We start from the raw sequence: 23,323 nt of genomic DNA, 5'->3' as shown, positions 1-23,323 counted from the left end.
CAGTGACATCTCACCCTATCCTCTGCCTCACATAACACATCAGCCTTTTTGTGGCCGTATTGCTTTTAACATCTAGGCTAACGCTTTGTTTACTGTATGCATCGGGCTGCTCTTTATACAAAAACAGGCAAACCGCCAAAAAGTTGTAATCGATATCGTTATTTATTAGGGAATTCAGCAAAGCTAGCTGTTCCAATAATATTTGCTGACTAGGGGGTAATCCATTGGTTCGCTTACTTTTCATTATTGCAAAATCTTCTGCAAGCATGGCTTCTGTATACCCAGCAGATGAAAGCGCATGGCCTAAAATCTGCTTAGCCATTGAGTCGATGCTCTCTGTATTGCGCTCACTGCCTGTTGATTTTTGAGCCACATTATTTTCGCTGCATGCCATCATAAATAGCACCGCAGGGTCGACCGCATTGAGTCGAGTAGCAATATCTTTAATAGACTGATAAAACCGTGGATTGGATATGTTGTCGATAAAGGCGTTAATAATTGCGTGGTATACCACGTTGGCTCTCCAATTATTCTGTTGTTCACTGTAACCAGATGTTATTGGATGGTACGGATTTTCACCGCTAGCGTGTAATTAAAATCTAGCAATACGCAATTGATTGGCGCTATTGTTTTTTCAAACTCAAAATAGTGAACATAAACCAAGTTACTGCCAACTATGGCAAAGTGGAGTGTTCATTGTGCAGCAAAGCGTTGTGCAGTTTTAAGGCTGTTAAACAAGTGGCTCAAATAATAGTTCACTATAGTGAACTATTTCACTCATAATTACACTTTTAGTTTACTTTCCTCTCTTTTTCCGCGTTAAAGTTCACTTAACCAAACAAAAATGATATTTTTTAAGCTAAAGTTCGCCATACATAACTTAGCACTGGTGGAATGCATGAAAAGTAATATCACAGAAATTAAGCTGCGTGTTAACGCACTCTTAAAAGAGCTTGAACGCTTAGAAGCTAGCGAGCTTGAAAACAGAGAGATGTTTCCGCTTTCTGAGTTAAAACAGCGCGTAACCCGTTATGTAAAAGACAACGATATTACTATCGACACATTTTGCGAACTTGCGATGATAAGCAAAACCACGCTATATGCTGCATTTAACTCGCCAGGTTCAACTAAGCGCGCCACTATAGAAGCTATTATCTCTGTTTTTGGAAACTACCGGTTATACGTAGGCCGTGTAGATGCAAATTAACCGTGTAGCTACCGTTTTTGTTAATGCAAATAAGGCGGGAACGCTTGCAGAGTATCGCGACGTGAATAACTTAGCTGCTCGCGAGTCTTATGTTTTTACCTATGCAGAAGAGTATCTAACCTATGGTGCTCCCATTGGCCATCACTTTCCACTAACAAAAACACGATACGAGTTTGATGCACTCCCCCCTTTCTTTTCTAATGTGCTTTCTGAGGGTTGGTTAAGAGCGCATCAGGCTGCAAAGGCAAGACTCGATAAAAGTGATGAGTTTGGTTTATTGTGCGCCAATGGAGAAGAGCTTATAGGCGCGGTTTCGGTAGTGGCTGGAGAGGTTGATACATTGCCAACAGACCGTTTTATTCAGCTTCCCATACCTAAACCACGCACTTTGAAAGACAAAGGTGTTGTTATTGTTGGTACGTCGAGAACGTTTAATGACTACGCAGTAGATCATGCGAACGGCCAATCCATTTCAGGTGTGCAGCGAAAGCTTATGATGAAGTTGCAGGGCAATCAACTTGTGCCTACTTCTCGTGGGGGTCAGTACATTGTTAAGCCCGCGCCAGAAGGGGTACCGTATTGCCCTGAAAATGAGTTTTTTATTATGAGGTTGGCCAACAAGGTGGGGTTTAATACCGCGGAATGTGGCCTTGTGCCTTTTGCAGACGGAGAGCTTGCTTACGTAACAAAGCGTTTCGACATTCTAGATGAAGGTGAGCGCTACTTAATAGAAGACGGTGCCTCCTTATGCTTAGTGCACCCCAAACATAAAGACAGCGAAGCATTAAGTTATGAAACCGTGTTAAAACGGTTAAGCCAAGTAGCAGGGAATAGCAAAGCGGTAACACTAACATTGTTCTTACACGTTGTGTTTTCTTACATTGTGGGTAACAACGACTTACATCTAAAAAACTTCTCTTTGATGCGCAAACCTCGCGGGCAAAGCACGACTATGGACATGTTAACGCCAGTGTATGACGTACTTAGTCTGGCGCCCTACCCTCGCTTTGACCGCGCTTGCTTTATGTCGATTGGCGTTCTCGCAATAGAAGAAGGAGATGATGGATATTTCAGTGATGCGTACAACTCGTTTGGTTACTATACCAAGCACGATTTTGTGCAGTTAGGTGTAAATATAGGGCTACCTAAAGCACTTGTTGAAAAACAGCTTAAACAACTCACCCGTAAAGTGTTAAAAGCGCTGGAAAGCGATGTTGAAAAACTCATGCCCAATGATATGTATCAACAAATCGTAAACCGTATTGATGAACGATGTAGCACGTTAGGGCGGAGTTTAGACAGCTAGCCGGTATTGTGGCCACGCTTTTCCCACTTTTTGAATATTTGTTAGCAAAAAACTCGATAGACAAGGAACCCTAATACCCCTTTTCTTCCCCTGAACCGTAACAACTTACAAGCGCTTAGTTATGCTTCAATCATCCCTAAACCCACCACATTCAAAACCGAGAAAAAACAAATTACCCTACTCCCCTTATTATTTATCTCATCACCCGCTTTTTCTGCCTCTAACTTCGAGCCGTCTAAATACAGTTGTTCAGGTATCAAAAAGCGCCTAGCAAAATGCGTGGTTTTGAAAGGCAACATGGATAAAAACGAGTTAAAAATGGCCTTGGTACTGGAATGAAAACGTGTCTGTTGCGATGGCTCCCGGTATTGCAGGTTATGTAAGTGGTAATTACTACAACCACAGTGGACTGAGCTTACAGGAATGTTTAACGCCTGTGATTAATATCAATAAACCTTGAGTTTTATACCGTATGACCGATTAAGAAATTATAAATAAAGCGATTGCTGAAGCTAAGGCAATGAAAAAAACTATTGCCAAAAACACGATTGATCATTTGCCAGAAGAATAAAGCGCTGTATCGGTATTTATGGCTGGTTCACCGGGCGCCGGAAAAACTGAAACTGCTAAGAGTATGATTTCTCAGTTCAAGAAAGAGCACGGTGTAGAGGTTGTTCATATTGAAAATGATGAACTAAGGAAAGAGTTTGAAGATTACAATGGATTAAATTCGCCTCTTTTTCAGAATGCAGCAACTCGTTTAGTCGAAGCTATTCCTGATCGGGCTTTGAAGAAAAAGGTAAGCTTTTTGCTTGATTCAACTCTGTCTAGTTTTGAGAAAGCAAAGTCGAATATTGAACGCTCACTAAAAAAGAGCGTTATGTTTTGATAATCTCTGTCTATCAAGATCCTGAGCAGGCATGGTGTTTGGTAAAGGCACGTGAGATTGTTGAAGGCAGAAGGGTTCCACCTGAGGTTTTTGTTGATCAATTTCTTAAATCTCAAGCCGTTGTTAGTGAGCTCAAGAAAATATCTAAAGATCAAATATTTTATTTTTATGGAGAAAAACCTTGATGGAACAAGAGAAAAGCCCTACTTTAATGTTATAAAAGAAACCGTGGCGGTACAAAAGACCATGATTGAAGAAGCTAAAGCTTGTAGATAATTAACAGATTTTATTAAGAAAGCCGTTCAAATGAACGGCTTTTTTGATTTAAAAAACAAAATTAAACCTAACCCTAGTTGCATTAATTTTATCGAGATCACCTTGGTTTTTCACACTTAATGCATCTGCGTATTCCCCACGTAAATATAGTAAAATTATGGTGTCGTCGTTTCGTACATGCACCAGTGTAGGCTGTCTAATAGCGGTAATAGTAGGATATACTTAATAACCTCAAAAGCTGTTTAACCACAAGAAAATGGTGGTAGTTCTATGAAAAACGCTCATTTTATATTAGACATTCACTTGAAAAATGTTTCGTCTCCTTTAGTGAGAAGAGTGATCTCAGTGCCGCAAAACATTACCCTGATAAAGCTCAGTAAAGTCATTAACGAAGCAATGGGTTGGTATGGCTACCATTTGCATATGTTTACGTTTGGCGATGAGCACTATGGAGAAGTTTTCGATTTAAACGATGACTATTTAATTGACCAACGCAGAAAGCAGCTTCAAAAATTATTAGGCGGTAGCAAGCGGTTTACCTATATTTACGACTTTGGTGATCATTGGGAGCATCAAATTTTCGTCAAAGAATCAACGCAATTACCGCCGCATCCGTTTTTCATCATATCGGCGGATGGGGCATGTCCACCTGAAGATTGCGGAGGTGAGCCAGGTTACGAAGAGCTGAAACGTGTGATGTCCGATCCTGAAGATGAAGAGTACGAAGAAATGATTGAATGGTGTGGTGAAGACTTCGACCCTTATCATGTTGATCTAAGCCGTATTCAAGAGCGGTTAAATTGCATCAAATAATTGATCCTACATTAAGCTGCACTGCGTAATTTAGCAAAGACGGCTTCAGGCCGTTTGTAACCTAGGCACATCCTCGCTTTTGACGTAAGAGCAGATTGTACTTGCCCAACACATTCGATTAATCGAGGCTGTCATTAAAAAAGGTCAGATATTTCTACTACTGTTAACCGCCCTAGCACTCGCTGGCGCTACTTGGTTTGTTAAAACCCAGCAAAGGGAACCTAAGCCAAGTTATACCGAGCCATGGCGCAGTAGCTTGTGGAACAGCGCCTTGTGCAGCTTTTTTACGGTAAACAGCGACAAGCGAGATGTGGCACTACTGAATGAAGCATTGACTAACGCTTTGGGTGACAAAGAGCCTGTTTATGATGAAAAGACTGTTATTAAAGAAGGCACCGCTGAACCCACAAATATTACAGAGCAAGCTTGCGCTGCAGTTACTAGTTCATCTGCTAACTTATCTGATAACTTAACTTCTGGCTTACCGTCTAATTTATCTTCGAGCCTATCGGGCCGGGAAAGCCGCTTGCTCGAAATGCTGCAAGCGGTAACGGTATTACCTAGCCCGCCATTAAACACGATGAGTACTGAGGTACTAACGCTTACCTCTTTTATTGAGCAATACGGCCAACTTGATAGTGCCGATATGCGCATTTATGAGGTAGATGTAGCTAACCAGCTTTTCGCCTACGAACTGCGCTTTGAAGATGCTCGCGCATACGTAATGTACAACTTCTCTTTTGATACCCACCCATTGCCGTTGCCCCTTGGCTTTATGGCTTCAACCAAAGTTACGCTGTATAGAACAGACAACCCAGAGTTTAAGCGCTTTGTCACTAACGGCCCGTTAAGTATTACGTATCACTCTGGCGTTGTTGTTATTGTCGACTGAATAAAATGATAGGTTGCCGGCACAATAAAAGAAGCGATTAAATTCTGAAGAGATTTCAGCCACCGGCGGCTCATAATATTTTTTGTAGTTCGTTTTTTTACCGCCTGCCTATTATTGCCCAGCGCTTATTGATCAGTTCTTGTTAATCAGTGCTGCGTTTCCTACCCGTATTTAAAACGAAGTCAAACATCCGCATCAATCAAAAATACAAACTTGAGGTGTTATATGAGGAGCTCTACTTAATAACGGGCGCACTAATAACACTGTGTCTAAAAAGCATCTCGAGGCTACAAGAACAATGCGGTTGAGTAGACAATGCGAAGACTACGCGAGTCTGTCGATAAGTACGTCTATGTAATCTAATACTTCTGCTTTTGCTTTTTCTGAAGATTTGAAGTGCTTTCTTGGCGAACTACCAGCAAAGGACTGACATGGAGTATCAAGCCACTTCTCCGTCAATTGCTTATCTTTGAAAAACAAATTCGCTTTTTGTCTTAATTTTTCCATGTTCTCTATCCAAGTATTTTTAAAAAGCTAAATCTACCGATTATAAATTAAGCGTACACATTAAATATTCACACATTCTTAGCGTAACTAAAATGACATAATGAGCAATTAAACTATAAGATTAGTGTAATAAAAAGTCGTGCCGCTAAATAGTTGTTAAGTTGTGTATAAGCGTTAACGCTTGATGTAGTAAAGGTTAAAACATGATCCCAAGAAGTTTTCGAAAACTTAAGCCTAAGCTTATAGGCTTGCTAAGTGCTGGTATTTTAGTTGTGGGATGCATAGCTATTTTTTCATTCCATAAACTATCTACTCATATTGCAAATTACAACAACTTAATGGCTGAAGAAGTAAGCGCTAAGGCCTTGGCAGATTCAATTAACCTTAATTTCAAACGGCAGGTTCAAGAGTGGAAGAACGTTTTATTAAGAGGTAAAAATACTGAAAAAAGGAACAAATACTGGAATAGCTTCAACAGGTATCACAACGTTATTCAAACTGATGTACAGCGCTATCTCGATTTAAACTTAGATAATGATTTAACCTCGCCCATGGAGGAGTTTGCAAATATTCACAGCAAGCTGCTAAGTCAATATGAAACTGGTTACAAGGAATTCGTTGGTAGTGGTTTCAATGCTTCTAGTGGAGATAATGCAGTAAGCGGCATTGATCGCGCGCCAACAAAAATAGTGGAACAGCTCTCAGACACTCTTCAAACTGAATTATTAGACGTTAGTAACACCACTCGAAACGACGCATCTTCGGCAATAATGTTTGGCACTATAGCCATTATATGCGCCACGCTGATATCTATTGGCGCTATAGCGCTATATATGAATGCTGCAGTAGTCCGCCCGCTTACCCAACTTATTTCTCATCTCAGGCAGGTCAGTAAGGGAGAATATAGCAACTCTTTAACGTTTTATCGTGAGGACGAAATTGGAAGCATGTCGAAGGCTGTGGAAACACTAAGACAAAAAATGCTGCAAGTAACTAACGAGATGACCTCAACACAAAAACGACTTGAGGATGTTTCTGAAAACCTTTTAGATAGCGCATCTGCTATTGCAAATGGTGTAAATGAGCAAAAAGAAAAAACAAGCAATGTTACTGTGGCTGCAAGAGATCTTAGTAGCGCATCGCAAGAGATCACCAGCGACGCACAGCGGGCAGCCGAGCTGATTACTAAAACCAATGTAGCTTCTCAAACCTCTATAGAGGTAATGCAGAAAACAGTATCCGTAATAAAAGAGTCGTCTTCGCAGGTAATGACGACAAGCGACGTGATTAAAGCATTAGCTGACGAAATTCAAACTATAAGCCGCGTTTTAGACGTTATAAGAGGAATAGCTGAGCAGACAAATTTATTGGCACTAAATGCCGCCATAGAGGCTGCTCGTGCGGGAGACCAAGGCCGGGGATTTGCGGTAGTAGCAGACGAAGTACGAACCCTTGCGCAGAAAACCCAAGACTCAACGGAAGAGATTGAGACAATGATCACAAGGGTTCAAGAAAGCACTCGTGGAGCTGTGTCCACTATTGAAAGCGGGCAAGTAACTGCAAAGTCGAGCGTTGCGATGGTAGAAGAGGCCGACGGACAACTGAAAAACATAGTGGAATACGTGCAAGACGTTACCAAGCTAGTTAGCCAAATATCCAACACGCTTGAGGGACAAGAGCAGGTAGTTGGTTCTGTTCAACTAAATATGGAAGAGTTAAACAAAATTGCGCAAATTAACCAAACACATGCTGACTCCTGTCAAAAAGACAATTTCACACTTACAACAGTAAAAGAACAAATGGAGCATGTGTTAGCGCGTCTTAGTGGAGTAGACAAGGCGCACTAAAAACTATACTGGCTCAATTGCTAGCTCTTTTAGGTATGCGAGCACTTCTTCTCGACGTTTGGAGCACATTTTATAGTGCCGCAGTTATTAACTCACTGGTTGCCATTTGTAGCTCTCCGCTCATCACACTAACGCGTGTCACAAATTGTAAAGGTAACATGGAAGGACGGGCCCAGTCCTTACGCATCTTCGACTTTTAACTAGGCTTGCCAGCATTCTTGTTTATAACATTTTTAATAATGTGAAGGGATGAGTTAGTGCCATACAAATGCAATATAGTGTATGTAGAGTAACAGCGTGGTTCCCCGGACCGCAAGACATAGCTTCCACATTTAAGTGCGCCCCAGGGCGCACTTTTTTATGTGTTTTATTCAAAAATTTACTTCACGCAGTGAGCATGAAGTTACAACGAGCTGAAAATCTGAAGCGAAGGCTCTTCAATTACACCAAGCTCTTTCATCATATCCTTCAGCTCATCGGCCTCTAAAAATGCATTTGCCTGATCTTCAGATTCAAACTTATGCATAACCAATACATCGTTTTCCTCATGAATCGTTTTCCATGCTGACTCATCTTTTACGCCAAATTTTTCTCGAAGCGAAGATGCTTTTTCATCCTTGTAACCAACTAAAAATGCTTCAGTATCTAATACTTTATGACGAGCGAGTAATAAAATCATAGTAAATCTCCAAAGTATAAGTATTGGTTTAACAGGGTAATTATGTTCATTGCATTGTTGTTTACTTGTTTAAGCTGTTTACTTTTGTAAAGCGCTAAACACGTCTTGTAACTATCGGCGCTAGCTCACTAATTTAAGTATTTTGTTGCAATGAAGTGCGACGTGACATTGCTTACACTGGTCGCAGGTTCATTACGAAACTAAAGTTGAATTATTAAATTTTTATGACGGCGATTTAGTTATGAAGAACTTAACGCTTAAACAATAGGTCGTTCGTTCGATGATAAGTAAAACCACGCTGTTAATGATAATTACTCAAAGCAACAATTTATACCTCGCAAGGTATAAACTGACATATACCCTAGCAAGGGTATAATTAACGTTACATACCTTTTAGGGTATCGAGAATTCATCCCATAAAAGGGGATATCAAAGGTGGTGATGGCGGAGAAAATGGTGATGCTCAATAATTTAAAAGAGCTAGCAGGTTACGTAAAGCTGCATAGAAATTACTATAAATAACGAGGCCGATTAGCTCACCGGTTGCTCGTCACTCTAAATTTCACTCATCAATTTCAATACTATTCTTCAATTTGAATAGTAAACTCTGGCATCGCCTGAATGACTTTCTTTACTGTGCAGCTGTTAGCAGACGCCAACAGTGGCTTTTTATATTTCTCTGGAAAATCGTCAGGCAACGTTACTTTAATAGCAAATGTCTTTTTAAATTTATCTTCGGCACTGCTGCTGTGGTCTTGGCTAATACTAATTCCGTCTGTGCTGATGTCTCTTGCGTCACAAAATTTGCGGATAAAAAACGCTGCACATAACGGCATGCTCGCTAAGAAGTAATCGAACGGCTCGGGATAAGACTCATCACCTCCGGCTGATACGCTTTGGTCACTAATTATTTGATGCTTGCCAAAACTGGCCTGTAGTTTCTGCCCTTCTAAAAGCGCGATATCTATTTTCATAACGGTAACCTTATATTCAATTAAGCTAATAAACGATGTGTTGATCTTGAGAGGAGTTGTGCGCGGAGTCAAGGTTATTCGAATATTACAGTAGTGACGAGTGGGTATAACAACAATGCCTGCAGATAATATCAACAAGCCCACAACATTTGCTTTACGATAACCGAGTGCGCTCGTGAAAGGTCAATAACACTAAACTTACAACGTATTTCAAGCGCCGTTAATTAACGGCGCCTTCTAATATCAGCCCGCTCACACGGCTGTAAGACTATGCGGCCTGCGATTTTCTGGCGCGATTTGTTAGCCTTACCAGCTCCATGCGTACGTCTTCGTGCTTGGTGCACACGTTTTCAAATGGCACATAGTAATTTTTATCTTGCGAGCGAATATAAAACCCATCGGTGACTACGCCTGTCATGGTGGGCGCTTCGTCTTGCACAGTGTGATGATGAGCTAATATGAGCGCCATGGCATCTTGATGGTCTTCGTTCATATGCGCAATCATGCCTGTTTCGGCATCAAAATCCCACGGGCTTGCCGGTGCATTCCATTCTTCTTGTTCCAACCAGAATATTTTACCAAACCCACCGATATAGCGAACGCGTACTATGTCCATTTGCCATATTTTAAAGTCGTGGGCCTGTTTGTAGGTTTCGGCCTCTGGAAAACGCAGAACGTACTGCTCAAGAATTTGCTTAGCCTTGTCGCCTTTAATTGGTGAAGCGTCACCTACCACGGTAACTCGGCCGTGGGCATTTTGATCGCCCTCTTCTGCCTGATGAAAAACCGTTAGGCTCATGCGGCTGTCTTTTTCTAAATTTTTAGCGTGCTGCGCAATATCACTGATGTAAAAATACAGCTTGCCTTCGCTACAGCTAATAAAGGGCGACACCGACCCAAACGGGTAACCACGTAAATTGTGCGAAATAGTAGAAATGACGCCTGTTTCACAACCGCGTAGTAGTGCTTTTGCGTCAGTTAATGCCTGCGTTCTCATTAAGGAGCTCCTTGGGTTCTGAAAATATCATTGGAATATGTAAGTCTGGGTGAGGCTGTATGTGCATCTGCGTGTTGTATACAGGCTCTAAAAATTCTGGTGTTAATACGGTGTCTTTAGCGCCAAATTTGATGAGTTCGCCACCGCTTAACAACATGACTTCATCGGCGTACAGCGACGCTAAGTTCAAATCGTGTATGGCCACTATGGCAGTATTTCCCATACTCGTAAACTTACGCACTAGCTGCATAAGGTGATGCTGAAAATGTAAATCTAACGCTGAAGTGGGTTCGTCTAATAGTAGTAGTTTGCTGTGCTTTTGCGCGGTAAATGCGTCTAGTTGTGCAAAACTTCTGGCTATATTCACCCGCTGCAGCTCACCACCAGATAGCTGCCCCGTGTGCCGGTTAACCAGTTTGTGTAAGTCTAAGTGGTCTATAAATTCAGCAACGCGCTGTCGCTTTTGCTGCTCTGACTCAACAATGGGAAAACGCCCCATAGCAATGAGCTCGGGTACGCCTAGTTGAAAGTTGAGCGCATTTTGTTGCGTCATAACTGCGCGCAAACGTGCTAACTCAGCCTCACTCCATTGCCTTATGCAGCGACCCTTAAAGTTAAGCTGCCCTTGAAAGTGTAGGTTACCGGCAATGGTGTGAATAAGCGTAGACTTACCCGCTCCGTTTTCGCCCACCAGCACGATGAGCTTGCCCTCAGGTACGTGGCATGTAACGTTGTGAAGTACGTTACGCTTACCGCGCTTAACGGTTACGTTGTTCAGTGAAAGTAGATTGGTCATGTTAGCTGCCCTCTTTTAACCATGTGGCATTAGCTGGCGTCGCAGCAACCAGATGAAAACAGGTGCGCCAATAATAGCCGTAACAATGCCAATGGGAAGTTCGGCAGGCACAACCGCCACTCTGGCAATCCAATCTGATGCCAGTAACACTAACGCACCTAGTAGCATGCTTACTGGCATCATGTATTTAAGGTTAGCGCCTACCAAAATGCGAGAAAGGTGGGGAATGACTAAGCCTAGAAAGCCGACTAACCCGGTAAGTGCAACCGCAGCACCCACGCCTATAGCCACAAAAATCACAATCTGATTTTTTAAGCTTTTTATATTAACGCCCATGTATTTGGCTTCTGACTCGCCTAATAGCAGCAAACTCATTTGCTGCCTTTTGCTCCATAACCCAATTAAGCTAAGTAGCAGTAATGGCAATGCTTGAATAAGTGAAGACCAGTTAGCCCCCGCCAGTGAGCCCATGGTCCAATAATTAATGAGCCTTAGGGAGCTGTCGTCGGCATAAAAACTGAGTAGCCCGATTAGGGCAAACCCTAGCGCGTTCATTGCCACACCCACTAAAATGAGCGAGGTAACCTGCACACCCTGCTCGCTTTGTGCAAATTGATACACCAACAGCGTGGCTACCAGTGCCCCAATAAATGCCGCGTAAGGCAGCATTAACTCGGCTTTTATGCCAAAGGTTGCCTGTAACAGTGGCCCAAGGGCAATCATGCCTACGGCCATTACCGCCGCCCCCGAACTAACCCCTATTACGGAAGGGTCTGCCAGTGGGTTTCTGCACAGGGCCTGCGTGGCAGCCCCAGTTTGCGCCAATACTGCGCCTATCAATAATCCAAGGCATAAACGTGGTAAGCGAATTTCACTAATAATGTTGAGCTGCAGCGTGCTGATTGAATGCCAGGTGTCGGGTAGAAACCACGCTACCGATAAGCGCACATCCCAACCTGCCGGCCCAAAGCTTAGCGACACCACGCTTGCTAGCAATAGCATGGCAAGTAGCCATGATAGCCAAAACCACACTTTCTTTTGCTGGCTATCAAACCAGCTTTTATGTCTGGCAGGCAAGGCGGACTGATGCGAGACAGTAAGGCTACTCATCGCTCTTTCCATAAATTGTGGGCTCATGAGCACTTTGTTTAAGAACTGTTTGCCCATTCGCGTCTTTCTCGCGCCAATTTTTCAACGTTGCAATTGCCTGGGCAAGCCTAGGCGTCATACCCAGAGATTGAAGAGAATCCATGACTAGCAAGCGGCATTCTTGCGCTGCTTTAAGTAAGCGTAAGATTGGGCTTTGGCAAAACTTGTCTTTACCACCCGCGCTCATTACCACGTGATAAGGCGCCACTAAAAAGTCGGGCTGCTGCAGTGCTAACGCTTCGTTGTTTATACCTTTAAAGCCTTTGTGCTGAGCAGCCACATTGTCAATACCGGCATAATTGAATATTAACTGCGGTACCGTTTCTGTGCCTGCGGCAATTAACCCGCGATCAGAGGCTGAGAGCAAAAATACCGCTTTGGCAGTGCTGCTTGTCGCTTTACTTGGCAAAGAGGCATTAAATTGCGCAATAAGCTGCTGTGCTTGAGCTGTTTTGCCAAGGTCTTCGCCAAGCTGTTGAATTAGCTTAACTAGGCCCTCGGGGCTGGTAGGTTTGTCATAAACAGTTACCTCTACGCCGGTACTTTTTATTTGTTGTATAACCTCACTGCGGCCCACACCTTCAATGGCCAATATTTTATCAGGGGCAAACGACAATACGCCTTCAGCGGCGAGGTCTCGGTAGTATCCCACCATGGGTAACTGCTTTACTTCCTGTGGATATTGGCTTGACTGGTCAACCGCAATAACTCTATCGCCAGCGTCAAGGGCAAACACAATTTCGGTAATAGTGCCCCCTGCCGTAATCAGCTTTTGTGAATGGTGTGCTTGCGCATGGGCGAAGCTGTGACTTAAGAGACCGAAAGCGAATAACACGCTCACGACTGACACTGAGAAAGTGTCTGAAAAAAGCTGTTGGAGTTTCATAGCAATCTGTTCCTAATGAAAGTTATCAACTTATGAGGCGTCGCAAGGCCTTTGTTTTACCGAGTAAATTGCAACTCCAGTCTGCTTATAAGGCCTAGCATTATTCCTCACGTAAAAGATTAAAAAGCGTACGTGGCATTAATGGCTGCATTTATGCCTGGCTGAGTAAGAAAGTTGAGGTTATTCGCTTCGCCAACTTCTAAGCCGCGCACCTCAGTGCCGCTCCAGCTTTTGCGATCGAAAAGGTTGAATACACCAACGTTAATGGCAAGATCTTCGCTCACATTGTAGTTAGCCAAAAGGTCGAACTGGGCATATCCAGGGGCTTCAAATAGTCGTGGCTCGGCAGGGTCTTGTGGTTGAACTTGTGAGTCAAAACGCTGTACAAATGTACCGATAAACTCGACAGACCACACATCATTGCTATCGGTATAACCAATACCTGCAACGGCTTGTGGCGGTAAAATAGATTCTACGTCTTGTCCGGTGGCTTTATCTTCGCTGTCTAACCAGGTGAGTGCGCCGCGCAGTTCCCAACCAGTCAGCCCAGCAATAGACTCGCCCAAAAACCAGCTGAATTGTGCGTCTATTCCTTCAATAACAACAGATTCGCGATTGGTTGCCTGAAACTCAATGAGCTGCGTGGCGGGGTTAAAGCCGACCGTGGCTCTCGATTCGATAAAGTTGTCGTAGTTGTTGTAATAGGCGCTTACGCTCCACTTCACCGCGTCTAATGTTTGTCTTATGCCTATCTCCCAGCTGTCTACACTTTCAGGCTTTAAGTCGGGGTTAGAAAGTGAGGTATAACCGCCGGCAAAGTTAGTAAAGCCAACGTTTAAGTCGTCGAAAGGAGGAATGCGAAAACCTTCTGCGTATTGCAACCAAACATTGGTGTTTTCGCTTAGGTCGTATACAGCTCCTAACTTAAATGATACTTGCGAATCGTCGAAGGGCACGGCAACAACACCCGGGTTTGCATTCGTAAAAATGTCATCTGGGTAAGGCGCTAATGAAAATTCGTCGTAGCGCACGCCTGGACTTAACGTTAAATCGCCATCTAGTAGGGCTATTTCATCCTGAATAAAAAACGACAATTCTCTTGCTTCAGAGATAGGAAAGTCTCGGGCGGGAAACACAGAAAATTCCGGCACCACAGCACCCGTTTCGGCTACAAATGTACTGCCCTCTCGTAGCGATTCACTGTCGGTGTATTGCAGTTCGCTACCGTAAATAAGGTAATGCTTTGAATCACCTATTTTAAATTGTTTGTCTAACTGTACAATGACACCTTCTACTGTTTGGTTAAACTCGCTATCGCGGGTTCGGCCTAGCTGCACCGGCGTAGGGTCTTGTCTTGATACTGCGCCAAAGCGCCCTTCACGTGTTGCTTGGCTATTTTGAGTTTCTTGCCAGTAAACGCGGGTAAGCACTTTGTCGAACATGGCAGTACTATCGGTATAGGTGTGATTAATTTGAAAACGCGTTCTGTCGCGCTCGTCAATACCTTGGCTTTCAGTTATGCGTACACCACGTACGAAGGTATCTACCTGAGATAAAACGTTGGTTTGAGTGTCGCCTTGTAAATGGTCGGCAAGAAACTCTAGCCTGTGCGCATCGCTTGGTTTATAGATAAGTTTTAGTTGAGCACTATCGGTACTATTGCTTTGTGGGTTTGCGGCGTCGCGATCTAACCCTGTGCCATTGCCGCTAAAGTAATTTTCGGTTTCAGCACCATCTCGTGTGGTCGCGTTTAATAACCATTCCCAGTCGCCGTTTCTTCCAAATAGCTGAGCGTTAGCCATACGCTCGTTGGCTACCGACGCATACCCTACTTTTACACGGCCGCCCATACTGTCATCGTTTTGTAGCAGCTGGCTTGGATCTTTACTAATAAAAGACACTACACCGCCAATGGCGTCGCTGCCATAAAGCGTAGACGCTGGGCCGCGAATAATTTCGACACGGTCTATCATATCTACGTCGATGAAGTCGCGACGGGCTGATAGACCAGGCCCAAAACTAAATTCATCCGCTATTGGCGCACCATCTAGCAACATAAGTACGCGGTCGGCATTTATACCGCGAATATTAAAGCCCGATAGGCCAAATCGACCGCCCCCTTCAACCACCACACCAGGCTCAAATCGCACTAAGTCGCGAATATCAGTGGCCACCATTTTATCCATTTGTTCGGTGTCGATAACGGTGACGCTAGAGGCAATTTCATCTATGTCTGAATTAAATCGAGAGGACGTAACGGTGATTTGTTCGAAGTCGGCCTCTTCTAGTGCATCGGCGAAAGAGAATGTACTGAAACCAGAAACGAGCATAGCAAGAGCAATTTTTGAAAACTTCATGTGTCTAAAACCCTACAGATAGTGCGGATGTTAATAATAATAGTTATCATTTAGATTAAATTATCACGAAGCTTTTCGGAAAACAAATTTATTAATGTGAATTTTTAGTTGCCTAGGTACCGGCGCCTAAATGAGAAATAGGCAGTAGGAAGAGAGGTTTATGGAAGGTTAAGTACGGCTAATCAGTAGATCTTTTGAGGTGCATAGAGCTAACGAACAAATTCGCCAACACACTGAAATATAGCTCACCTATCGCTCCTGTATGCGTTGATGATTGGAAGCTTGCTTAAGTGATAGTCTTAGAAACACACATTATTTGTGCCCGCAGACAATAAAGGTGCCATCGAGTCAACTCGACTGCCTGATGAATTCCATCAAGATCCCGCCGACAGGATGATTGTGGCGCTAGCAAGAACCTTGTCAGCACCTTTGATTACGGCAGACGAAAAGATTTTAAATTATCCACATGTAAGGACCATTTTTTAGTCTTCGCGCTCTTCTTTTACCCTTACCAGATAAAACCTATCTAGCGCCTCTTTTACGGTAAGGCTTTCATCGGCTCGCAGGTATTTTTTGACCTCGCGAATAACCAAATTTCTATTTTGATTGTACTGCGTTGCAAACGCTTCGCAGGGCTTTTCGATGGCATCTAATAATCGGCGTGCTTCTAGTGAGCGATGAAACGCCTCTATTGCTTTAGCAAAATTCTCACCGTTCTCAAAGTACAATTCGCTTAAGCGGCCTTTTTTGATTTGATAGGTATGGCTTGCGTATTCCAGTGCTAGTTTGAAGTTTTCAAAGGTTTCATCGAATACCTTATAGGGCTTATCTGGCGCTTTATCCACTCTGGTAGTGCTGCCGTCTACTTCGTAATCGAGGCCATTAAAGCGAAGTCGAGATATGGTTTCTTTACCTAAATTTATACCTGCACTTAAGCTAATTTGAAATGCAGCGTCCATTTCCTCCAATTCCTCTGGGCTCCACATGTTGTAAACCCTTACCGCCTTTTCGTATTTTTTTGCCAATAGCTTTTTAAGCATATCGACGCGTTCGCTTAGCGTACCGGTATTGTGCTTTTTCAATAAATCGACGCATTCGTTGCACGCAGGCACGGCAATAAATTCTGCCGCTCTGCTGCCATCGCGCCAGTCGTGAATAAACGAGATAGGAGGAATGTAATCGGGAGTTGATGCCTCGCAACCACAGTAAAAGCATTGGTTAAAGTTAACAGAGTGCACCGCCACCAGCGGTTCGTAATACTTTTTATAATCCATGTTGCTCTTAATGAGGTGCTCTTGTTGAGGCGCTATTATTGAAACGCTCTTGTTGAGGCGCTCTTACTTTGGGGGCGTTTGCATTACTTTGGTAACAGAAGTTAGACCATTGATTTCAATTAAGGTCACTGCCCTAACACTGGCGATACAAATCCGTCGGGCTTTAATGTGAGCACGTCGCAATCAACGCTAAGCAGAATTTCTTCGGCAGTGTTACCTATTAGTAAACCGGGAATACCCGTTCTAGCCACAGAGCCAATAACCAGTAAATCAGACTGGCTTTGTTTGAGCTGCTGAGGAATGAGTTGCTCGGCATGGCCTTGTATCAATAGTTGTTTTGTATGTTTATGTAAATGCGTGGGCGACAGGCTTTCACGCATAAAATGCAGTAGCAAATTGAGCTCACCAGATTTAAAGCCTTTTTCATGCGCCGCCATATCCTTTGTCATTGTGTCTGGGTCGTCGGCGAATAAGCTAACAAACCCTGCATGAGGCGCATTATACGCATTGAACAAGGTGCATCGCGTTTCTTCTTTATCGAAAAAGCGTACCAACGTACTAAGCATTTTTTTGTTTAATTCGTCGGCATGAGATGCCGGATCATCTATATCAAAATCTACTGCTACAAAAATATTCTGTGGCAATGTGGTTTCTTGCGAGCGAGCTAAGAATACGGGAACAGGACATTTACGCAGCAAGTGCATATCGTTACTCGTCATGGTGATGGCGTGTTGTAGCCAGCTCTTTTTTTCTGCATGCTTAACAATAAGTTGCGCGTTAACTAACTGCTGATACCGAATAATCTCCACAAAGGGCTTACCAAAGCGCACCTCACACGAAAGCACATGGCTATCACCCAATGCATTTAACTGCGAAACTTGCTCAAGCAATCGTTTCTTAGCTTTGTTTTTTACCGACTGAGCAGTTTCTGAGGAATAATGGAACCAATTATCCGGTAGCACACAAAGTAGCTGCAGGCTAAGCTGCTGGGTACTGGCTAACAGCTGACTTTTTCGAATAAGCGCAGCCGTCGCGTCGTTCACTTCATCAAAGACACACAATATGCATGGCGAGGCTTGATTAGTCATAGTGCTTACTCCTGGGTGCCGGTAATAATAGTGCGAATTTGCCCTGCCGATTGCGTATGTGGCAGAATTACCACATCGAAACCTGCAGCGGTTAGCCGCTCGTAGTCAGGTTGAGAATGCGCTACCGCAATGGTCTTTCCCTTGTAACCAACCTGCTTTAAATGCTGCAGCAACGCGTAGCGCCCATCTTCAAACGACACACCAGTATAATGCCAAGGGAACGTACAAATAACCCATTGCGTGTTGCCAAGCGGCAATTCGTTAGTAAACTCTGCATCGGTTACATCGCCATACACCGCTTGTAAACCTTTATTGTTCATAGCAAGCACTTCATCGGGATTAACATCAACACCCAAAACACTGTACTGCTCATTTAGCTGCGCTAACAGATAACTACCTAACCGCCCCAAACCAAAAACAATAGTGTGTGGGCTGTGTGTTTCTATGGCAGCCGAGTCGATATGCGCGTGCTTTTTCATTAGGCGTGATTCTATGGCAAGCAGCACGGGCTCAAACACCGCGTAAAGCTGATGCGAGTACGAAATCATGTAGGTTGAACACGCTATGGTAACAATACCAACCAGTGTAACTAACCCCATAACAGAGGGAGCAATATGACCAATGCTTACCCCCATGGCGATGAAAATAAGCGAAAACTCACTGATTTGAGCAACCGTGAGCCCTGCCAAAAAACCTGTTTTGGCGCGATAATTCATTTTCGTCATAATAATTAATACAATAAGGGGGTTGCCAATAAGCACAAAAAGAGAGAATACGAGCGATGCCGTAAGGTTTGCTCCCAAGTCTGACAAGTGAAGCTGCGCGCCAAGACCGATAAAGAAAAATAGCAACAAAAAGTCGCGCAGTGGTGCTAAGCGGGTTGCAATAGTTTCGCGATACGGCGTTGATGCCAAGGCAAAACCCGCCAGTAAGCCGCCCACTTCCATACCTAAACCAATAATTTTACCAACCGACGCCAATAGGGTGGCAATGGCAATAGAAAAAATAAGCAGCAACTCGGGAATGCGTGCCATCGTTTTTGTCAGCGGATTGGCAATAAAACGAATAAATACGGCTAACGCTATAATTAAACCAATCAAACCATACGTTGCGTGTAATGGCGATAACATCCCTTTACTGTTTACACCTGAATCGCCCACTGCCATGCTGGCTAACACTATCATTGAAAGCACCACTACTAGGTCTTGCACAATGAGAAAACCAAGTGCTATTTTGCCATGCAGCGTATCTATTTCGCGCTTATCAGACAGCAATTTAACAATAATGATAGTGGATGAAAACGTAAGTGCTACACCAAGATACAAACTGCTGACCGAGTCGAAGCCCAGCAGCAAGCCAATGCCGTAGCCAATGGCAGAGGTAAAAAACACTTGCCCGAGCCCAGTTGCCAGCGAGACCACACCAATGTCTTTAATCAGTTTTAAATCGAGTTTAATACCCACTAAAAACAAAAGCAGCGCAATGCCCAACTCTGAAAGTAGGTTAATTTTTTCTTCGGAATGAACCAGGTCTAATGCGGTAGGGCCCGACAAGATGCCAATGGCAATAAACGCCACAATGAGCGGCTGACGCAGCAGCATGCCAATAATACCGACACCGGCGGCTAAGCACAGCAACACAGTAATTTCAAAAAACGACGACTGAGCAATAAGCGTTTGCATATCATCTGCTCGATGTAAACAAGACTTATTTTCAGTTATATCACCTTTGGCCAATATAAAAAAGCCTCTGTGGCTATAGGTCTTATTCCCTTTACTAATTAAAGAAAAAGACGTGTCGTAGCTTTTTCTAACAATGTGAGCGCGGCTATTCATTGCGTTTAATCGCAGCTAGACGTTTATTCCAATAATTCACTTTGTATAAATAATATGGGCTAACATGTTAATTAATAGTTACTATTTCTAGTATGTTTTTGTATGCTATGAATAGTAAAACAGCGAGTTGGTCAAACGTCATGGATGTAAGACTTTTTCTTAGAAGCACGCTACTATTTCTTTTTGTATGCACGATGTCGCTATGGTTCGCAAACGCAACGTTCGCAAGTGATCATTGCGACCTTACACGCATTGCTCCAACACCTTCAAACACTGCCACACTGACTCCCTCTTCGCCATCTTCGCTATCTATTCTAAAAGGCGAGAACGTTTTCTTAATCTCTTGCCGTTTATCTGAAAATGGCGTGTTTACCTTTAATCGCCACGGTTTTGAATCTGCACTATGGATGGAAAATAATGTTAAACGCCACCCCATCCCCGCCGGAGATATGGCGTTTGTATTGCAAAATACTGATGGTTTTATTTCTACCGCGCAAATAACCATTCAATCGTCTATTGAATTTATTCCTCGATTCACATGGCATTATGAGAATGATTATTTAACCAAAGCGCAGCGTCATAGTCTCATCATGGGTGCGTTTTATGGTTTAGGGATCGCGCTATTCACATTGTCATTAGTTATCGGCTATAAAATAGGTGGGCATCATTTAAAACGCTACAGCCTTTATGTGTTCAGTTTAACGGCTTTCTTTTTACTGCAAGAAGGTCAATTGTTTTTGTTTGCCAACGAACGGTACACCCACTTATTAAACGCTGCGTATTTGTTGTCTATCGGTCTCACCGTATTCAGCGCCACTTGGTTCTTATCGTATTTTTTATTTCTACACCGAGACTTTTCTCGAGTAAATAATTTCATAATTGCTGCCGCAATCATTGTTTTTACATTAAGCGCATTGCGCACGCTTATTCATCAAGAGGTGTTTTGGTCGACAAGTGGCGCGATAATGGGATACTGCACGCTTGCTATCGTAGCGCTGCTTTTTGTTTTCTCCATTGTGCAAACGTATCGTGGCGTGCCAGAAGCGAAATTTGTGATGGTGGCACTATTATTTGTACTTATCAGTATGGTGTTCCGTATATTGCTTCATAATTACAGCCCATTTATGCAGCGCTATGGGTTCATCCTTGCGTTTGCTGTAGAGGTGTTAGTGCTCGCATACGCACTATCAAAACGCATTAGCTACATCTCTACCGAAAAGGAACGGGCCGAGAGAGATGCCTCAATAGACTCGCTGTGCGGTATTGCAAATAGAAGAGGGCTGATTAATAGCTTGCCACGCTTTGTCAACGATACTGAGTTTCAACCTACAATATATGCCGCTTTTTATATTGATATAGATGATTTTAAGCAGATCAATGACTGCCACGGTCATGCGGTTGGAGACAGTGCTTTGGTTGATGTTTCTCGTTGTTTATCTAATGCCATGCGCAGCAAAGATATACTTTGCCGACTTGGAGGCGACGAATTCATCGCTATTGCAACGTTTGGTACCATGTCGGAAGTAATGAACAAGCATCAACAATTAAAACGAACGTTTAAAGCCGTTCCTTTTAGTGTTAAGGGGAAAAAGCAGTACCTATCGGCCAGCGTTGGTTGCGCCACGTTTGAGCATTTACCGATGAGTATTGATAAGCTTGTCGCAGCAAGCGACGGCTCGATGTACACTGAAAAGGTGAGACGAAAAAGCGAACAATTAACCGTATAACGCAGTAAATCATACCCCCGCGCAGCCCTAGCCATAAAAATATTAGCCAGGATTAGCCTTTATTACATTGCCAGCAAAGAAACAGTGTATAGAACATGCAACAAGTTGGCTCGCATAAAAAACTGCAAAGCAGATTAAGCCCAATAATATAGGGCTTAATCTGCTGCTGGCTACCAAAACGCAATAAGCACAGCTAGCATGGCAAACACCAATAAAACACAGTGGAATCGATAGTCACTCATTACGCCAGTGCTGGCGCCAGGCGAAGTAATTCCCGCTCGATAAACAAGCGATGACACGTCTTTTTGATCACTTTGAATAAGTTTGCTTGAAACCACAAAAATTGCCGTACACACTGCAAATATCACTCCAATGCTGATACTGAAATGCAGCGTAACTATTTCCATTTGACGTAAAACAAACATGCCAATTCCTATCGCGAAGCCGCTTAAAAGCGTAATAAACGCTGAAGTGCCACCTGCTGATGGATAAAACACCCCCACCAAAAATATAACCGCGATGGGCGGAACGATAATAGAAAACATTTGCTGCAGATAGCTCCATAAGCCGCCAAAGTCTGCAATAAATGGAGCCCACGCCGCCGATATTATCATTGTGACTACAGTGGTAATACGACCGTATTTTGCAAGTTCTTGTGGCGTTAAATTCGGTTTCTTTGGCTTTATAAAGTCAACCACAATAAGTGTTGATGTCGAATTTAAAGTAGAGTCGACGGTAGACAAAATAGCGGAAATTAAGCCTGCCATAACAATACCTACAACCCCCACCGGCAGCACTTCAGATATTAACGTTGGGAAAACCATGTCACTATTTTCTATGTTGGGAATAACTGATATTGCCATTGCCCCAGGCAGCACCATAATAAACAGAGGCAATATTTTCATAAACCCACCAAAAATTGCTCCCCAACGGGCGTGCTCTATGCTTTTCGCTGCTAGTACGCGCTGCGTTACATATTGATTGGTGACCCAATACCAAAAGCCAAGTAATGGCACTCCCACCAAAGTGCCTAGCCATGGAAGCGTTGGGTCGTCGATGGGTTTTATTACTGACAGGTGATCATCTGGTACTGATTTTGTTACCTCGCTCCATGAAAAATCAAGGTCGTCAAAAAGCATATACGTGAGAATGGAACAACCCACAATCAGAATAATGGCCTGCAGCGCGTCGGTATACACTACGGCCTTTAAACCGCCAAAGGCCGTATAAAACCCGGCAAGTAAAGCCAGGGCTAACGCGGTATACCAAAGCTCTAAATGAGGAAAAAACACCTGCAGCACAATGGCTCCGGCGTACAGGCCGCCTGCAGTGTCAACCAGTGCACTGATAATGATAGTGATAGCAGAAAATATTTTTCGCGAACGAACGTCGTAGCGCAGTTCGAGATACTCAGGCACCGTGGTTATGCGCGCGTTTAAATAAATAGGAATGAATATGGCGGCCATAACTATCAGCGGTAAACCTGCAAGCCATTCATAGTTCGACGCTGAAATTCCGGTACTATAAGCTGCGCCAGACAGCCCGATTAATGTAGTACTGGAAATGTTAGAAGCAAAAAGCGAAAGTCCAATGACACCCCACGTTAACGAGCGCCCACCAAGAAATAAATCTTCACCTGTTTTTGTATTTCTACCTACAGCAATGCCAATTGCCAATACTACAATAAAATAAAGCCCAATAATTATTAGGTCGATGTGACTAATACCGCTCATGCTTAGAGATCCCTCATACAAAAAAACGCCCTTCAAACAAAACCTACACAAAGCATGTAAATTTTGAGAAGGACGCACACATCACACTACA

The 23,323-nt window shown here is 43.4% G+C and carries 21 protein-coding genes and 1 pseudogene; 8 read left to right on the top strand and 14 right to left on the bottom strand.

Features of this window, described 5'->3' with window-relative positions:
* Window positions 1–10 precede the first annotated feature (10 nt).
* Window positions 11–514 carry a hypothetical protein gene (locus V7R39_RS09675; protein WP_334030358.1) on the bottom strand — a complete coding sequence of 168 codons (504 nt, stop codon included), beginning with the start codon at window positions 512–514 and terminating at the stop codon, window positions 11–13.
* A 384-nt stretch (window positions 515–898) separates the two neighbouring features.
* Between V7R39_RS09675 and V7R39_RS09670 the strand changes: the two genes are divergently transcribed.
* Together V7R39_RS09670 and V7R39_RS09665 are read left to right on the top strand one after the other, a co-directional pair.
* Window positions 899–1,207, top strand: a complete 309-nt coding sequence (locus tag V7R39_RS09670; RefSeq protein ID WP_163106505.1) for a hypothetical protein — start codon at window positions 899–901, stop codon at window positions 1,205–1,207.
* A complete protein-coding gene (locus V7R39_RS09665) occupies window positions 1,197–2,513 on the top strand; it encodes a type II toxin-antitoxin system HipA family toxin (protein WP_334030355.1) in 1,317 nt (438 codons plus the stop codon). The genes V7R39_RS09670 and V7R39_RS09665 overlap by 11 nt, the downstream gene beginning before the upstream one ends.
* Window positions 2,514–2,632: 119 nt before the next feature.
* Here V7R39_RS09665 and V7R39_RS09660 read toward each other — a convergent pair whose 3' ends face one another.
* Entirely contained in the window at window positions 2,633–2,773 is a 141-nt protein-coding gene (locus V7R39_RS09660; RefSeq protein WP_334030354.1) for a hypothetical protein, read from the bottom strand.
* 329 nt (window positions 2,774–3,102) lie between these two features.
* Between V7R39_RS09660 and V7R39_RS17855 the strand changes: the two are divergent.
* The 3 genes and pseudogenes from V7R39_RS17855 (at window position 3,103) to V7R39_RS09640 (ending at window position 5,383) form a co-directional block, all read left to right on the top strand.
* Window positions 3,103–3,587: pseudogene (locus tag V7R39_RS17855) on the top strand (zeta toxin family protein).
* A gap of 361 nt (window positions 3,588–3,948) precedes the next feature.
* The gene (locus V7R39_RS09645; protein WP_334030350.1) at window positions 3,949–4,491 is read left to right on the top strand and encodes a plasmid pRiA4b ORF-3 family protein; all 543 of its coding nucleotides are present in this window, start codon (window positions 3,949–3,951) and stop codon (window positions 4,489–4,491) included.
* A gap of 256 nt (window positions 4,492–4,747) precedes the next feature.
* Window positions 4,748–5,383: a hypothetical protein gene (locus V7R39_RS09640; RefSeq protein ID WP_334030349.1), complete on the top strand. Its 636-nt coding sequence runs from the start codon at window positions 4,748–4,750 to the stop codon at window positions 5,381–5,383.
* 324 nt (window positions 5,384–5,707) lie between these two features.
* On the opposite strand, the gene V7R39_RS09635 is transcribed toward V7R39_RS09640, so the two are convergent.
* A complete protein-coding gene (locus V7R39_RS09635) occupies window positions 5,708–5,890 on the bottom strand; it encodes a hypothetical protein (RefSeq protein ID WP_334030347.1) in 183 nt (60 codons plus the stop codon).
* Between the two features lie 203 nt (window positions 5,891–6,093).
* Here V7R39_RS09635 and V7R39_RS09630 point away from each other — a divergent pair, with 203 nt between their 5' ends.
* Window positions 6,094–7,737 (top strand): methyl-accepting chemotaxis protein, encoded by a 1,644-nt coding sequence (locus tag V7R39_RS09630; protein ID WP_334030345.1) that lies wholly within the window; start codon window positions 6,094–6,096, stop codon window positions 7,735–7,737.
* 403 nt (window positions 7,738–8,140) lie between these two features.
* On the opposite strand, the gene V7R39_RS09625 is transcribed toward V7R39_RS09630, so the two are convergent.
* The 7 genes from V7R39_RS09625 to V7R39_RS09595 form a co-directional block, all read right to left on the bottom strand.
* On the bottom strand, window positions 8,141–8,416 hold the full coding sequence (locus tag V7R39_RS09625; RefSeq protein ID WP_334030343.1) for a hypothetical protein: 276 nt from the start codon (window positions 8,414–8,416) through the stop codon (window positions 8,141–8,143).
* A gap of 581 nt (window positions 8,417–8,997) precedes the next feature.
* Window positions 8,998–9,390 carry an OsmC family protein gene (locus V7R39_RS09620; RefSeq protein WP_334030342.1) on the bottom strand — a complete coding sequence of 131 codons (393 nt, stop codon included), beginning with the start codon at window positions 9,388–9,390 and terminating at the stop codon, window positions 8,998–9,000.
* Window positions 9,391–9,658: 268 nt separating this feature from the next.
* The gene (locus V7R39_RS09615) at window positions 9,659–10,387 is read right to left on the bottom strand and encodes a HugZ family pyridoxamine 5'-phosphate oxidase (RefSeq protein ID WP_334030341.1); all 729 of its coding nucleotides are present in this window, start codon (window positions 10,385–10,387) and stop codon (window positions 9,659–9,661) included.
* The gene (locus V7R39_RS09610; protein WP_334030340.1) at window positions 10,365–11,183 is read right to left on the bottom strand and encodes a heme ABC transporter ATP-binding protein; all 819 of its coding nucleotides are present in this window, start codon (window positions 11,181–11,183) and stop codon (window positions 10,365–10,367) included. Before V7R39_RS09610 ends, V7R39_RS09615 begins: the two co-directional genes overlap by 23 nt.
* A 15-nt stretch (window positions 11,184–11,198) precedes the next feature.
* Complete coding sequence (locus tag V7R39_RS09605) at window positions 11,199–12,293, bottom strand: FecCD family ABC transporter permease (protein WP_334030338.1); 1,095 nt, start codon at window positions 12,291–12,293, stop codon at window positions 11,199–11,201.
* A complete protein-coding gene (locus V7R39_RS09600; RefSeq protein WP_334030336.1) occupies window positions 12,286–13,218 on the bottom strand; it encodes a heme/hemin ABC transporter substrate-binding protein in 933 nt (310 codons plus the stop codon). Before V7R39_RS09600 ends, V7R39_RS09605 begins: the two co-directional genes overlap by 8 nt.
* A 119-nt stretch (window positions 13,219–13,337) precedes the next feature.
* Complete coding sequence (locus V7R39_RS09595; protein WP_334030334.1) at window positions 13,338–15,575, bottom strand: TonB-dependent hemoglobin/transferrin/lactoferrin family receptor; 2,238 nt, start codon at window positions 15,573–15,575, stop codon at window positions 13,338–13,340.
* Between the two features lie 318 nt (window positions 15,576–15,893).
* Here V7R39_RS09595 and V7R39_RS17850 point away from each other — a divergent pair, with 318 nt between their 5' ends.
* Complete coding sequence (locus V7R39_RS17850; RefSeq protein ID WP_438823534.1) at window positions 15,894–16,061, top strand: PIN domain-containing protein; 168 nt, start codon at window positions 15,894–15,896, stop codon at window positions 16,059–16,061.
* On the opposite strand, the gene V7R39_RS09590 is transcribed toward V7R39_RS17850, so the two are convergent.
* The 3 genes from V7R39_RS09590 to V7R39_RS09580 all read right to left on the bottom strand — a co-directional run bounded on the left by V7R39_RS09590 (window position 16,058) and on the right by V7R39_RS09580 (window position 19,772).
* The gene (locus V7R39_RS09590) at window positions 16,058–16,849 is read right to left on the bottom strand and encodes a hypothetical protein (protein ID WP_334030332.1); all 792 of its coding nucleotides are present in this window, start codon (window positions 16,847–16,849) and stop codon (window positions 16,058–16,060) included. The two genes, V7R39_RS17850 and V7R39_RS09590, sit on opposite strands and share 4 nt — an antisense overlap.
* 125 nt (window positions 16,850–16,974) lie before the next feature.
* On the bottom strand, window positions 16,975–17,937 hold the full coding sequence (locus V7R39_RS09585; RefSeq protein WP_334030330.1) for a universal stress protein: 963 nt from the start codon (window positions 17,935–17,937) through the stop codon (window positions 16,975–16,977).
* 5 nt (window positions 17,938–17,942) lie between these two features.
* Window positions 17,943–19,772, bottom strand: coding sequence for a cation:proton antiporter (locus V7R39_RS09580; protein WP_334030328.1), 1,830 nt, complete (start codon window positions 19,770–19,772; stop codon window positions 17,943–17,945).
* 194 nt (window positions 19,773–19,966) lie between these two features.
* On the opposite strand from V7R39_RS09580, the gene V7R39_RS09575 reads away from it, so the two are divergent.
* The gene (locus tag V7R39_RS09575; protein ID WP_334030326.1) at window positions 19,967–21,499 is read left to right on the top strand and encodes a sensor domain-containing diguanylate cyclase; all 1,533 of its coding nucleotides are present in this window, start codon (window positions 19,967–19,969) and stop codon (window positions 21,497–21,499) included.
* Between the two features lie 170 nt (window positions 21,500–21,669).
* Here the strand turns inward: V7R39_RS09575 and V7R39_RS09570 are convergent, their stop codons facing one another.
* Entirely contained in the window at window positions 21,670–23,232 is a 1,563-nt protein-coding gene (locus V7R39_RS09570) for a sodium:solute symporter (protein WP_334030324.1), read from the bottom strand.
* Window positions 23,233–23,323 lie beyond the last annotated feature (91 nt).

This window comes from Alteromonas sp. P256 (assembly GCF_036864455.1).
Taxonomy (GTDB): Bacteria; Pseudomonadota; Gammaproteobacteria; order Enterobacterales; family Alteromonadaceae; genus Alteromonas.
The sequence above is the reverse complement of the archived record's forward strand: the minus strand, read 5'-3'. Positions and strand labels throughout refer to the sequence as shown.